The sequence below is a fragment of the Paenibacillus sp. JT22N12 genome, assembly GCF_056269365.1.
On record NZ_JBWDNU010000005.1, the window covers coordinates 207,378 to 221,539 of the forward strand.

The window sequence follows — 14,162 nt, forward strand, 5'->3', positions numbered from 1 at the left end:
AGCCCCTCTCCTATTTCGGGTTGATCTGCCTCAAGTCTGCATGCGCAGCCGTTCTCTCTCCGTCAGCAGAACCAGAATATCATCCAGCTCCAACTTCTGCCTTCCGACAATATGCACCTGCTGTGCTGCACACCACTCTTCCGCTTCCCTGGCTTCGCTTGTCGTTATCTTAACGGTGGTTCCTCCGGTATGCTCCATGCTGCAAAGGCCCGGGACCGACTTCCAGTTGACTCCACGACGCTCCTGACTGCCGCCATCCAGATACAGCACATACCAGGATTCCAGCAGCGTATCCTTCTCGTATAGGCCAAGCATACGCCCATGAACCATGAACACGATATAGTCTGCAAGCCGCCTGACCTCATCAACGATATGCGAAGCCATAAGAATCGTCCGCTCTCCCCTCTCCATGTAACGATGCAGGACGTCGATCATCGTCTTCCAGGCAATGGGATCAAGTCCGGATGAAGGTTCATCCAGCAGCAGCAGCTGCGGTTGATGCGCCATGGCGATGGAGAGATCGAACTTCCGCCGCATCCCTTTGGACATTTTGCCCAGCTTCAGGTCCGTCTCCACATCGAAGCGGCGAAGCAGCTCGCGATACAGGGTAATATCCCACTGCGGGTACCATTTCCGGATGAATTCCGCTTTCCGGTCCGCTGTCATATGATCGTCGATCTCATTGCTTTGCTCCGGCACATAGCCGATCTTCTCCTTCAGCAGCTGATCGTTGCCGGAGCCGACTCTCTCGCCAAGCACCTCAATCTGCCCCGAATCCGGTTTGGAAATATCCAGCAGCAGGCGCAGCAGCGAGCTTTTTCCCGAACCATTGGGACCCACTATAGCGGTTACATACCCTCTGGGAATATCCAGATTGACAGGTCCCAGTTCAAAATGCTTTCTCTTCTGAACGAGCTTTTTAAACCGTATTACCGATTGCTCCAACACGATTCACCTCCTTTCATTCGTCAGTGCCGCCGGGCTGCCGCTTGCGCTTCAATATGTCCCGCAGCATATCCAGCATCTCCTCATCCGAGCATTGCACCCGCAGACCCGCATCGACAGCGGCTTCAAGGGCCTCCATCACCGCACTGCGGCGCTGCAGATCGCGCTGCTCTTCCTCCACCTTGGCCACAAATGTTCCTGTACCCTGCCGTGTCCGCAGAATACCCTCGTTCTCCAGATCCTGATACACGCGGCGGATCGTAATCACACTGCATTTGAGATGCTGAGCGAGCTCCCGAATGGAAGGCAGAAGCGTATTTTCAGCCAACTGTCCGCTTACAATCAAAGCCCGCAGCTGCACTTCGATTTGGTGGTACAAGGGCTCTGCGCTTTGTTCATTAATTTGAATGGGAATCCACACCTTGCACACCTTCTTTATTCTTACTTCAGCTTGAACTGCTTATTGCGCCAGATTACTGACATCCAGCCGCTTCTTGACCAGCGATCCGATGACAAGGATGGACAGGATGCCGGCAACCGGCATGCAGATGGTCAGCAGCAGCTCATGCTGCCTGGCCGCATTCAGCGTATATTCCAGAACCGAGAAGTGATTTAACCACAGCAGCAGGACGATGAAGGCATAGATAAATATATAGAGGAAGCATACAATCAGATAAATCCTCCCGCCGATCGCCATTTCGAAATAAATATAGGTTGAGGCGACCACAAGTCCATATCCCAGCCAGATCAGCAAGAATCCCAAGTACTCACTAAGGCTGAGCGCCTGACGAAGCCCACTGGAGACAAGATACTGTGAAGCAAAGAATACCAGTCCTACTATCAGAAAGACCACGAGCATCTGAATGATTCTAAAGATAACAATCGAGCTCATCTGAATCGGCATCGTCCGCCAATAGGCGATCTTTTCTTTCAGGTAATCCCTCTTCCAAAATTTAAAGGAATGTTGACCCATCAGAAAGCCTAAGCAGGGGACCAGACTCAGGTAGAAGAAATCACCCATCCACGCATCGAACGAGAAGGCAGGATTCGGTTCCTCATAAACAGGCAGCAAGGGGAATGTAAATAAGCTGACATATAAAAAGAATAAAATCGAAACAATTAATCCAACCCAGGATCGGCGCATTTCATGCTGGAATAATACAAGTGCTCCCCGCCAGCTGGTCATGCTCTTCCTCCTTCACTCATTATACTGTATATATCTTTATACACAGTATAATGACAGAGGGCCAGTTCTGTCAATCCCTGGTTTGTATAAAATTTAAAAGCTCATACATTCCTTCGGCGATTTCAGAGTTAGTTTCCCCGCAAGCCTTCACACATCTAATAGCAAAACTCATAAATAATACCTCAAGGTCAAGAAGAACCGGCTGTCGCCATCCTTTTGGCTGCTCCGTACGTTTTTCCCCGTAGATGTTAAAGAATTGTACAGGCGTGAAAGTTATAAATTCTATAAGCTCAAAAAAAAACCGGCCCTCACCGGACCGGCATAAGTCTAACACTTGTATCAATATTCGTTTCTGCAGCGTATGTTCACCTTTAGACAGGCTCTCCTTCATCCTCCGCAAGCCCAACCGCGATTGTAAAATAAAACGTAGCTCCCTCCGACTCCGCACTCTCGACACCGATTATGCCGCCCATCAGTTCCACCAAATTTTTAGAAATAGCCAGACCCAGTCCCGTACCCCCATATTTGCGGTTAATAGCAGTGTGCAGCTGGGAGAAGGACTGGAAAAGCTGATTCTGTTTATTCAGCGGAATCCCGATCCCTGTATCGGTCACCTTGAATTCCAGCAGTATCCCTTGGGATAAAGCTCTGCTCTTCACATCAACCGTCAGAGATATGCTTCCCGAATCGGTAAACTTGATCGCATTGCCCACCAGATTAACGAGCACCTGGCGCAGCCTGACGGGATCCCCGACTATGATCGCCGGAACGTCATCCGCTATTTCGCAGGTCAGCTGGATCTCTTTCTCCACCGCGCGGTGAAGAAAGAGATCCAGCAGATTGGACATGGTCTCATGAATCGGAAAAGGCTCCCGGTTCAGCACCATTTTGCCGGCTTCGATTTTACTGATATCGAGTATATCATTGAGAATCAGAAGCAGCGCTTCGCTGCTCTGGCTGATAATTCCCGCATATCCGCGCTGTTCTTCATCCAATGAGGTTTGCAGCAGCAAATCCGTCATGCCGATAATGCCGTTCATCGGCGTCCGCAGCTCATGGCTCATCACCGACAGAAATTCTGATTTGGCCCGGTCCGCGCGTTCCGCCGACTCCTTGGCCTTGAGGATTTCCTTCTCGCCGGTAATATCCCGGAATACTACGACCGCCCCCTTGCGTTCACCCTTATCGAAGAGCGGAGTCACCTGATATTCCGCCAGAAAGCTGGTACCATCCTTCTTCCACAGCACAGCCTCCTTCTCCTGATGGGAACGGCCGCTATGAATCGCCTGGTAGATGGGGGTATCCGCCGATGACAAGCCCTGCGGGCCATACTGTTCAATCATGGTCAGATCCAGCGATTCCAGCAATTCACTGGAGCTGAAGCCCAGCAGCTGCGCTCCGGCCGGATTAATGAAGGTAGGCCTGCCCGTAATATCCAGGCCAAAAATCCCTTCAGATACCGCATTCAGAATAAGCGCATGCTCATAGCTGAGCTTTTCGATTTGATTGATATACTGCTTGCGTTCCGTAATATCCGATGCAATCCCATATACACCGACGATCTGTCCGTTTACCATGATCGGCACATTATGAATGCTGAGATCCCGTACATGGCCGTCCTTCCCGATCATTCGGGCTTCATAGGACTGCGGCTGACCCTGCATCACAAGCTTTATGCGACGGACGGTTTCCGCAGCATCATCCGGATGTGACAGCTCGTTGAACGGCTTCGCCAGCAGTTCCTCTCTGGAGTAGCCAGTGAGCTTCTCCATACTGGGATTAAGCGAAGTAAACTTAAAATCCAGATCAAAGGAACTGATCCCCGACGGATTATAATCGAACAGCGATTTGTAGCGGCTTTCGCTTTCGCTCAGCTTCGATTCGAACATTTTACGGTCCGTAATATTACGGGAAATGGAAATGAGCTCACTTATTTGATCATGTTCATCATACGTGTATCGGCTGCTTGTCTCAAACCAGACATACGTCCCGTCCTTCTTGCGGAACCGGAATACATAGGTTTCCAGATAGCGCCCGTTTTTATTGTTTTCCAAAGCCGCCTTTACCTGGACTCTGTCATCAGGATGAATATAATCGATATAGCTTGCACCAATCATTTCCTTCTGCTCATAGCCCAGCATATGGTGGCAGATCGGAGAAGCGTACAGGATCGTCAAGGCGTCGTCCACGGCATGACGCGAGATAAAGTCCAGTGAATGCTCGGATATAATGCGGTAATTGCGCTCGCTTTCGCGCAGACGATCCTCCATCCGGGTTTGACCGGTTATATCCTGCACCATGCCGATCATCTGCAGGGGCTTCCCGTCTTTAATCACTACCGTTTCCCACTGGTTGCGGAGCGTCCTGATTCCCCCGTCAGGAAGCACAATCCGGCATTTATAAGCAGCCGGGAGCCCATCAAGAAGAGATTGCTCCACGACATTCCTCGCCTGCTGACGGTCATCAGGATGAATTCGTTCCAAGACAACCTCAATACTGCTGGAAAACGCTTGGAACGCATAGCCGAAAATACGGCGTGTTTCCTCCGAGAATGACAGCTCCCCTTTGATCAAATCCCATTCCCAGCTACCCATATTGGCAATCCGCTTGGCTTTGGTCAGCCTATCCTCATACTTCTTCCGTTCCGTTACATTTCTGCCGACGGATAAGATTTTCTCCGGGATTCCATTCTTGTCTCTTACGACATGCGACCATATCTCAAACCACAAATACCGCCCATCCCTATGCTGCAGCCTGCGGATAAAACGCTCTCTATCGGAATAAAGCATGCCGGGCTGCTCCATCTGGGCGGCATCCTCCGGATGATAATAATCCATGCGTTTTCTGCCGACAAACTCCTCCGGCTTGTAGCCGAGCAGGCTCCAGGAGGATGGAGAAAGATAGATCAAGACGCCATCCGGCGTACTGATCGAGATCAGATCCTGTGCATTGCGAGTGATCAGCGAGTATAAGTCCTGATAGTCGGGCATCGATGGAACCATCGCCTCAAGAGCCATATCCGGTACTTTCGCAGACAGTTCAACTACCAATTTTGCCGGCTGCTCCACATCTTTTTCTGCCGCGCAGCGCGTCCATCGTTGATGGGTACGGATGCCATAGCCCAGCTTATGCCGAACGATCTGATCGGTATCATAAAAGGCGTCGCTTGAGGCCAGCAGACGGTCAAGCTCTTTCTTGGGGAGAGGTGATTCACCATTTATCCGTTCAATCAGCTCAGGGAACGTTCTGTGAAGCAGCTCGCTCTCGGAGAAGCCTGTCAAATCTCTATAAGCAGGGTTGGCATACAGCACCGCTAAATCCTCTGCAGCTAATATGGCAACACCATTCATCGCATGGTGATAAATATGCCCAAAATGCGGATCCTGGTTTAACGGAGGTATAGTCATCCGGATCCCTCCTTGGTTCTTTAGATATATCTTCATTATACTATTAAACAGGTAGTCATAAACATGAGGCGGCGGGTCTAGTGTATATCCGCATAAAATAGAAAAAGAACCGAAGCAGGCTCCGATTCTTTCTTTTTGAACTAATCTAATTCCATTGTCCCGGTTAATACGGGTTACCCAAACAAAACATCAAGCACCGGTTTGGTATGACCGCCCGGATACATTAAATATAACAGCACATAAACGATAACACCCGTAACAACGGTGACAAGCCAGATCACCGATGTAATCCTGCCTACTTTGCGATGCTTGACGAAGCTGTTTCGAAAAGCAAGCGTAAGCGTCGTGATGCCAAACACAGCCGCTACCGTGGCAAGCGTAATGTGGAAGAACAGGAACACCATATAATAGGTCTTCAGATCATCCGGTCCGCCCCATTCCGTATTTCCTACGAAGATGGTGCGGGACACATAAATAATAAAGAAGAGAAGCGCCGCTATGGAGCCCGCGATCATGACCTTCTTATGCGTCTCAAGTCTTCTCTTAATCGCCAGACGCCAACCGATAGCTACCAATATTCCGCTTATAAAGATGAACGACGTGCTGATTGCAGGCAATAAATCATACATTGACAAGGAACATCCCACCAATTCTTTCAATTCAAACCCATTACCGATTTACACTGCCATAAGCGGCGGTTCCTGCAGGTTAAACCCCTGCGCCTGCAGGGCCTGCGCTACCTGTTCTTGGCAGCTCATCCTCTGTATCGCCTTGCTCTCTCTTATACCAATGAAAAAAGACATAAGCGAGAATACTGCCGTACATCAGCTCCTGAACCAGCTTCATCACGATTCCGCCAAGCTGCTGATCTTCAACGGGCTTCATCAGATTAAAGAAGGACGGGCCGTCGAACATCGTAAGCAGACGGGTAGGATCGCCGGATACACAGTATCCCATTGCCTGTGCCCATACCTCAGGATCATTATAAGTTGCATATAAGGGTGTGGTCGCAAAGATAATCAGTGCACAAGCCGGCGTGAGCAAGATCCCGTTGGCAAATACATAGGCCATTTTGCGCAGATCCGTCAAACGGTTCCACTCCGGAACAGGGCAAACAATTTGCCACCACATCATAAAGGCTGCCAGCAGCATAACCAAATAATAGATACGATGAACCGTATAATGCGTCATGACAAAATCATGCACGTGAGGAACATGATACAGCGAGAACAGCATATTAAACAGAACCAATGACAGAATCGGGTGCATCAGCGGATTCAACTTCTTCCAGAATGCCCCGCTGAACATCTTTCGCCATACAAACCCAGGTACAGCCAGCAAAATCAGCGGTGGAACGATCAAATAAGAGATGGACATATTCATCATGTGAAATGTAAACATCATATGTCCAAGCATCTCAAATGGCCCGCCTTGTGCCAAATAATACAAAACAGCACCGAAAACAAATAAACTTTTCTGGAGCCAAGTCGCTGGCGGCTCCTGCGGCGCGTGCTTCAGCTTCCACGGTCCCACCATATAGAAATACAGAATAACAATCGCAGCAATAAAAAAGAAAAAGATTGGGCTCCATAGCTCTTCAAAGGTGAAGTACTGCAAACCTAGCATGCCTTGATCCCCCTTCCCAGCATTACCCATATTTACAACAAAAGAGGGGGCCAGCAAGGACCACCCTCTTTTCAATTTATCCGTGTACTACCACCATGCCCAATACTCAGCCATGATAACAATGGTGAACACAACGAACACTCCCATGAGAATACCAACTATCGGGAAAATATGTCCGCGATCCTTCATGTGCATCCAAAATGACATTTGGATAATAACTTGCAGAATGGCCATAAACACCAGCATGATATAAATAAACGTTCCGTTTATTTCACCGGCGGCTACCATGGAGAAGGCAATTACCGTAAGCAGGATAGAGAAAATAAAAGCGACGATATGCTTCTGTGGTCCTTCATGCTTATGGCGTTTGCCATGCTCTTCAACAGTTGTGTCTTGGCTTGACATTTGGTTAGCCCACCTTTCCCATCAGATAAACGACAGTGAAGATGAAAACCCACACGACGTCGATAAAATGCCAGTACATACCAGCAACATAAATCTTCGGCGCAGTTACAACAGTTAACCCTTTTTTGAAAATTTGCGCGATAAGCAATCCGATCCACAATACCCCGAAAGCTACGTGAGCACCGTGAAAGCCTACCAGTGTATAGAACGATGTACTGAACGCGCTCGTTGAGAATTTATGTCCTTCATGGACATATTCGGTAAATTCATAAATCTCAAGTCCAAGGAAGCCAAGACCCAGAACAATCGTAATGATGAGCCAATTGATCATCGCTTTAACTTTATTGGTGTGCATCGCTTGGATCGCGAACACGCTTGTCAAACTGGACACCAGCAGGATGAAGGTTGCCGCGGCAACCGTCGGAAGCTGGAACAGCTCTTGCGATGTCGGATTTCCGTCTCCCACCTGGTGACGAAGCGCCAGAAACATGGAGAACAAGGTTCCGAACAAGACCGTCTCCCCGCCAAGGAAGAGCCAGAAGCCGGTCACTTTATTGCGGCCCTCAAGAGTTGCCTTCTCCGGCTCGTGCGGCAGCTTTCCATCTACATGCGAGTGTGCGCTCATGCTTTTACCCCCTTGTCATGCAGTTCTTCCGGTTCAATATGGAAGCCATGATCATCGAAGACCGAGCGGAGAAACATACAGCCGAACGTGATAACCAAGCCCACGATACCCACAATCGTTTGGTGATACATAAATCCAAGACCTGCGATAAACAAGCCGATCGACATAATTAACGGCAGAATAGATGGTGAAGGCATATGAATCGGTCCAACCGGTTCAGCCGGCGTCATGCCGGTATTGCCGTCCATTTTTTCTTTCCAGAAAGGATCGTAGCTGCGCACAAGAGGCGTCTGCAAAAAGTTATACTCCGGCGGAGGCGATGGAATCGACCATTCCAGCGTACGGCCGTCTTCCCACGCATCGCCAAGGGCATTCTGCGGTTTCATTGCTGTTACGACGATATTGACCAGGAAGAATATTGTGCCAAGACCCATCAACATGGCTCCAACTGTACTAATCATATTCAAATTATTGAAGCCCATGCCATCCAGATATGTCCAGACCCGACGAGGCATCCCCATCAGTCCAAGGAAATGCTGCAGGAAGAACGTCAAGTGGAAGCCGATGAAGAAGGTCCAGAACGTTAAGCGGCCAAGATTTTCATTCAGCATGCGGCCGAACATTTTGGGCCACCAGTAATGGAGACCTGAGAAAATACCGAAGATCAAACCGCCGACAATAACGTAGTGAAAGTGAGCGACAACGAAATAGGTGTCATGGTACTGGTAATCGGCCGGAGCGGCAGCCAGCATAACGCCGGTTACTCCACCCATTACGAACGTAGGCACAAATCCGATGGCAAACAAATTGGCTGTTGTAAACTTGATGGAACCGCCCCACATCGTGAACAGCCAGTTGAAGATTTTGATACCGGTAGGTACAGCGATCAGCATCGTCGCGATTGAGAACAAGGCGTTGGCAACTGGTCCAAGACCGGTTGTAAACATGTGATGCGCCCAAACCATGAAGCCGAGGAAGCCGATCAGAACCGTTGCGAAAACCATGGAGCTGTATCCAAACAGCCGTTTGCGTGAGAACGTACTGATGACTTCGGATATAACTCCGAAAGCCGGCAGGATGAGGATATATACCTCAGGATGTCCGAAGATCCAGAAGATATGCTCCCATAGAACGGCGTTACCGCCATTATTGACCTCGAAGAAATTACCGCTGAACAAGCGGTCAAACATCAGCGCCACCAGACCAACCGTCAGGGCTGGGAAAGCGAACAGAATGAGCGCCGAGGTAATGAATGCGGTCCAGGTAAACATCGGCATACGCATGAAGCTCATGCCCGGAGCGCGCATATTAATAATCGTCGCCAGGAAGTTGATACCGCCGATCAGCGTTCCGATACCGGCGATCTGCAAACCGATGACATAATAATCAACGCCATGATCCGCACTATAGGTGGAGGTTGCAAGCGGTACATATGATGTCCAGCCCGCGTCCGGCGCTCCACCTGTGAACCAGCTGACATTCAGCAGCACTCCGCCTGCGAAGAATGTCCAAAATCCAAGTGCGTTTACAAAAGGAAAGGCAACGTCGCGCGCGCCAATCTGCAGCGGTATAACCGCATTCATCATCGCGAAAATCATCGGCATCGCGGCGAGGAAAATCATAGTTGTACCGTGCATGGTCAACAGCTGGTTATATGTATCAGCGCTGACAAAATCATTTTGCGGCTGCCATAACTGAATCCGAATCATAATAGCTTCCAAACCGCCAACAAGGAAGAAGAAGCCACCTGAAATCAAATACAGAATGCCAATTTTCTTATGGTCAACGGTTGTCAGCCAATCCATTAAGCCGCTATACCGTTTAACCGCATGTGCGTGAGCCAAAGTTGGTACCTCCTTCAATCCGCGAGTATTAATAATTAAGCTTCAAGTCAGCCAAGTACTTGGCAATGGCATCAATCTGTTGATCGTTGAGCTCTACTTTCGGCATTAGTGATCCAGGTTTAACGGCTTGAGGATCTGATATCCATTTCTTGAGGTTATCCTCAACCGATCCTTCATTCTTGTATTTAGGCTCGTCTCTATTGACTAATATGCCCGCAACCGCATCGCGGCTTCCGATACCTGTCAGGTTCGGATAGGTTTGTCCGCCATTGGCGCCAATCGCATGACATGACAAGCACTGGTTCGTTATGAGATCCGCAGTTGCCTGATCGGCAGGCAGCGCAACAGGCTCTTTCATCTGTGCAACCCAGCGATCAAAAGAAGCGCGGTCGACTACTTTTACCTTGAAATCCATCAGTGAGTGGGAAGGTCCGCAAAGTTCGGCGCATTTCCCTAAGTACACGCCTGTCTTCGGCGCCTCAAAATACATTCTGTTGACGTTGCCGCCCGGGTTCGTATCGATCTTACCCGCAAGTGAAGGAATCCAGAAGGAGTGAAGCACATCAGCCGTCTTGGCTTCGATGGAGATAACGGCATCATTAGGAATCAAAAGCTCCTGAGCCGTCTTCAATCCGTATTTCGGGTATTCAAATTCCCACCAATATTGATGAGAGGTAACCTTGATCTGAATCGCGTTGGGATCTTTGGAATAATCCTGTGCGAGTCCAAAAACCGTCTTGATTGTCGGAACACCGAGAATGATCAAAAGAATGATCGGAATAACGGTCCAAATAATTTCCAGCTTGTGGTTACCTTCAACCTGAACCGGAATTTTGTCGCCTGGACGACGGCGAAAGCGAATAATAACATAGAACGCAATTGCGAAGATGACCACGACTACAATTACCATGATAATAATAGTCAACTTCATTAGTCCGAATTGTTCCTCGGCTACCGGTCCTTGCGGTCTAAGAGTCGACAGGTCAGCTCGTCCGCATGCTGACAGGAGCAATACCATCCCCGCAAGAAGCGGCATAAGCCGTTTTAGAACGTGCCACCGATTCATCATCAATCAACCCCACTTTTGACTTTTTCGCAGCAGCCTTGGATGGCGGAAATACGGCCTGCTGCGTGATTTTCCTAGGTGTATAGACAAACTTCCGCAATCTAATCACTTTATTAAATATAAAGTTGGAGGTGCTATTTGTCAATGTTCCCAAGAGAGTTCACAAATTGTTCTCAAAGCTGAAAAAACCTCGATTTTAGCGCTTTTTTTGCTTGCCAACAGCCTGCTCCATGACCCTCTTGAAGCTCCATGTCTATCCTTCATTGTTTGCTTAAACCATGGTTCTTTATGTATGAAATTGTGATGCATATTTCAAGTTTCGACGCCCATGCTAAGAACAGATTAAAGGAAGGGGCGAACCACCGTGGAAAAGCTGCGCAAGCTTCTTATGTCATTCACCGCAATTGCCGTCATTCTAACCGTCTCAAGCGGCTGCAATTACAGACGACAAACCGAGAACAGCACCTACGATTACGGCACCCAGCAGAAGAACGATCCGAAAATGCTCGGCAGCCGCATGTACGGGACGATGAGCGGCTTGCCGGGTCAACATGACAATCAGTGGCTCGAGTACAGCAACATGCTCTCGACCGAAGTGTCCAACATCAACGGCGTTGCTGCCGCGCTCGTATTTCTGACGGACAAGAACGCATATGTAGGCATGACGCTGGACTGGACGGCAACCCACACCCGTAAAACCGGCGGCAGAGGCACCCGGGAGCAGAACAATACCGGGTCGAACTCCGGCGTTTATAATTCGGATAACGGCAGTCCGTACTGGAACAACCAGCGGATCGTCGGTCCTTATAATTCCCAGTTGTCTGTCAATGATCATAATGAAATTTCAGGCGAGCTCAAGCAGACCATTGCCGTTCATATACGCAGACTGGCGCCTGCTGTTCAGGAAGTTCATATATCGGCCAACCAGCAGTTCGTGAACCACCTTGTCCAGTATGCCCAGGAAGCATGGGCAGGACACCCTCTCACCCTTTGGACAGACTCCTTCAATAAATTGGTCAAGCATCAGTTTGTTGGCGGCGATGATGTTCCCGAACCGCTGGATGTACAGATCCGCCGCGCACAAACAAAATAAAGATCAAGACTGAGGAATGCGCTGACGCACATTTCCCGGTCTTGATCTGCAAGCATAAAATGCCGATTGAGGATTTATTTCTTCTATAATATATGCAATAAGATTACGCTGCCCCGCCTGATATACCCGGCCCGGGCAGTTTATTCGTTCACGAATTTGCTGCCTGCAATATTCTTGCCCCTGGCCAGCCACACCTTGAACCCGGGATTCTTCTCCGGCACAACCTTTGCTTCCGTGGAGAAATACCTCATTGTGTAGCCGCAGCGTCGGTAAGGGCTCTTGTTCGCTTCTGCACCATGAATGATACGGGAATCATGCAGCGAGCATTCTCCTTGCTCCAGCTCGAAATAAACGGCTTCAGACTCGTCAACGTTCTTGATTTGGGTGGCAAACAGATTCTTGGCCGCGTCGATATCCTCGTACTCTGAGAACCCGTTCCGATGAGTGCCGGGAATCACGCGCATGCATCCATTCTCTTTCCAGCTGCGGTCGATGGCAAGCCAGACCGTGATGATTTTATCGAAGGAGCTCAGACGTCCCTTCCAGTACGTAGAATCCTCATGCCAGGGAGTCGGGCGGCCAACTACAGGATCCTTACATATAAAGTGACTTGACCAGAGTCCGATATTGGGCCCGATTATGGGTTCAACCAGATCGAGCACCTCGTCGCTCAGCAGATAATCCAACAGCCGTTCATCGCGAAAATGTGGCGTATCCAGCTCATCGGACAGCTTGCTGCCTTTTTGGGCCAGCTGCTCCTCGAAGATTTCCGTGAGAGTACGCATTTTTTCCGGGCTGAAAAGCTGTTTATTGTGGAGCAAATAGCCATTCTCCTGATAATAGTCAACCTGTTCCTTTGAAAGCGTAGACAATTGCATTAAAAATGCCTCCTTCGTTTGTGTTTCCTTGCCTGTTGTCCTCATTTTATAATGTTTCGGCCTGTGAATTCTCCTTTTATGTTCAGATATAATACGCATATCTTCAGATTGATGATGAATTCCTTTATAATCTACTTAGATGAAAGGAGATGAAGGAAACAAATGGTCTATCCCCCGCTGCCGACAAGACTGACCAATGACGAGTATTTCTCCTCCTCGACCTTCCGTATCTTTCATCAGCATATTGAGGAACAGGTGGATCTTCATTGGCATGAGTTTTATGAGATTTCCTTCGTCGTGTCAGGTGAAGGCTATAATATTGTCAACGGAGTTCCGATGACGATCGCAAGAGGTAATCTCTTCCTGCTGACGCCGGCGGATTTTCATATAATCGGCCCTTCGCGAGGGAACTCTCTGGAGATTTACAATCTCATATTTTCCGATGAGTGGATTGAGCCTCAGATGCGCGAGCTGCTGTTTCATAATCCTGTTGAACTTTCTGCTGTAATGACAGAGAGCATGACGCCGGATCTGATTGCATGCTTCTCGCTTATTATGAAGGAATCAGCCAGTCAATTCTCCGGCAGGCGTCTCATGGTGGGAAGCGCTCTGAACCGTATACTGATTGAATTGCTGCGCGCATGCGAGGCCGAAGCCGGGGAAGTGGAGAGGAAGCAGCCGCCAATGCCTCATGCCCATTCAGCCGGCATCCAGGATAGCCTCGTGTATATCCATCATCATTTTCGCGAACCGCTCTCTCTGGAAGCCGCTGCCAGACAGGCAAGGCTTTCCCCCAATTATTTCAGCGATTGCTTCCGCAAAACGACCGGGACTGCCTTTCAGCAATATTTGCAGAGCCTCAGGCTTAATTTTGCCAAATCGCTCATCCAGTCCTCCTCACTCCCGATCTCGGAAGTCAGCTATATTTCCGGATTCAACACGCTGACCCATTTTGAGAAAATGTTCAAACGGAAGTTTGGAGATGCTCCAAGGAGCTTCCGTACCAAGGCTGAATAAAAAAACATTGCATTTCCTCCACCATTTAGGATATGATGGTCTCTCGCTCTCTCTACGAGCATTTCACCTT

The 14,162-nt window shown here is 49.1% G+C and carries 13 protein-coding genes; 2 read left to right on the forward strand and 11 right to left on the reverse strand.

Features of this window, described 5'->3' with window-relative positions; translation table 11 throughout:
• Nucleotides 1-30: 30 nt before the first annotated feature.
• The 10 genes from AC0YOA_RS20220 to coxB all read right to left on the reverse strand — a co-directional run bounded on the left by AC0YOA_RS20220 (nt 31) and on the right by coxB (nt 11,107).
• Nucleotides 31-948, reverse strand: a complete 918-nt coding sequence (locus AC0YOA_RS20220; protein WP_475788132.1) for an ABC transporter ATP-binding protein — start codon at nt 946-948, stop codon at nt 31-33.
• 13 nt (nt 949-961) lie between these two features.
• Nucleotides 962-1,366 carry a GntR family transcriptional regulator gene (locus tag AC0YOA_RS20225; protein ID WP_210038894.1) on the reverse strand — a complete coding sequence of 135 codons (405 nt, stop codon included), beginning with the start codon at nt 1,364-1,366 and terminating at the stop codon, nt 962-964.
• Nucleotides 1,367-1,405: 39 nt separating this feature from the next.
• Complete coding sequence (locus AC0YOA_RS20230) at nt 1,406-2,131, reverse strand: hypothetical protein (protein WP_475788133.1); 726 nt, start codon at nt 2,129-2,131, stop codon at nt 1,406-1,408.
• Nucleotides 2,132-2,502: 371 nt separating this feature from the next.
• Nucleotides 2,503-5,538, reverse strand: coding sequence for a PAS domain S-box protein (locus tag AC0YOA_RS20235; protein ID WP_475788134.1), 3,036 nt, complete (start codon nt 5,536-5,538; stop codon nt 2,503-2,505).
• Nucleotides 5,539-5,711: 173 nt separating this feature from the next.
• Nucleotides 5,712-6,167, reverse strand: coding sequence for a DUF420 domain-containing protein (locus AC0YOA_RS20240; protein ID WP_379113533.1), 456 nt, complete (start codon nt 6,165-6,167; stop codon nt 5,712-5,714).
• A gap of 79 nt (nt 6,168-6,246) precedes the next feature.
• Nucleotides 6,247-7,164, reverse strand: coding sequence for a cytochrome c oxidase assembly factor CtaG (ctaG, locus tag AC0YOA_RS20245; RefSeq protein ID WP_475788135.1), 918 nt, complete (start codon nt 7,162-7,164; stop codon nt 6,247-6,249).
• An 87-nt stretch (nt 7,165-7,251) separates the two neighbouring features.
• On the reverse strand, nt 7,252-7,569 hold the full coding sequence (locus AC0YOA_RS20250; RefSeq protein ID WP_210038889.1) for a cytochrome C oxidase subunit IV family protein: 318 nt from the start codon (nt 7,567-7,569) through the stop codon (nt 7,252-7,254).
• A 4-nt stretch (nt 7,570-7,573) separates the two neighbouring features.
• Nucleotides 7,574-8,194, reverse strand: coding sequence for a cytochrome (ubi)quinol oxidase subunit III (locus AC0YOA_RS20255; protein WP_210038888.1), 621 nt, complete (start codon nt 8,192-8,194; stop codon nt 7,574-7,576).
• Nucleotides 8,191-9,999, reverse strand: a complete 1,809-nt coding sequence (gene ctaD, locus AC0YOA_RS20260) for a cytochrome c oxidase subunit I (RefSeq protein WP_475788336.1) — start codon at nt 9,997-9,999, stop codon at nt 8,191-8,193. Before ctaD ends, AC0YOA_RS20255 begins: the two co-directional genes overlap by 4 nt.
• A 67-nt stretch (nt 10,000-10,066) precedes the next feature.
• Entirely contained in the window at nt 10,067-11,107 is a 1,041-nt protein-coding gene (coxB, locus tag AC0YOA_RS20265) for a cytochrome c oxidase subunit II (RefSeq protein WP_210038886.1), read from the reverse strand.
• Between the two features lie 361 nt (nt 11,108-11,468).
• Here coxB and AC0YOA_RS20270 point away from each other — a divergent pair, with 361 nt between their 5' ends.
• Nucleotides 11,469-12,197: a hypothetical protein gene (locus tag AC0YOA_RS20270; protein ID WP_475788136.1), complete on the forward strand. Its 729-nt coding sequence runs from the start codon at nt 11,469-11,471 to the stop codon at nt 12,195-12,197.
• A 140-nt stretch (nt 12,198-12,337) separates the two neighbouring features.
• Here the strand turns inward: AC0YOA_RS20270 and AC0YOA_RS20275 are convergent, their stop codons facing one another.
• On the reverse strand, nt 12,338-13,075 hold the full coding sequence (locus AC0YOA_RS20275; protein WP_210038885.1) for a phytanoyl-CoA dioxygenase family protein: 738 nt from the start codon (nt 13,073-13,075) through the stop codon (nt 12,338-12,340).
• 162 nt (nt 13,076-13,237) lie between these two features.
• Here AC0YOA_RS20275 and AC0YOA_RS20280 point away from each other — a divergent pair, with 162 nt between their 5' ends.
• On the forward strand, nt 13,238-14,092 hold the full coding sequence (locus AC0YOA_RS20280; RefSeq protein WP_475788137.1) for a helix-turn-helix domain-containing protein: 855 nt from the start codon (nt 13,238-13,240) through the stop codon (nt 14,090-14,092).
• Nucleotides 14,093-14,162 lie beyond the last annotated feature (70 nt).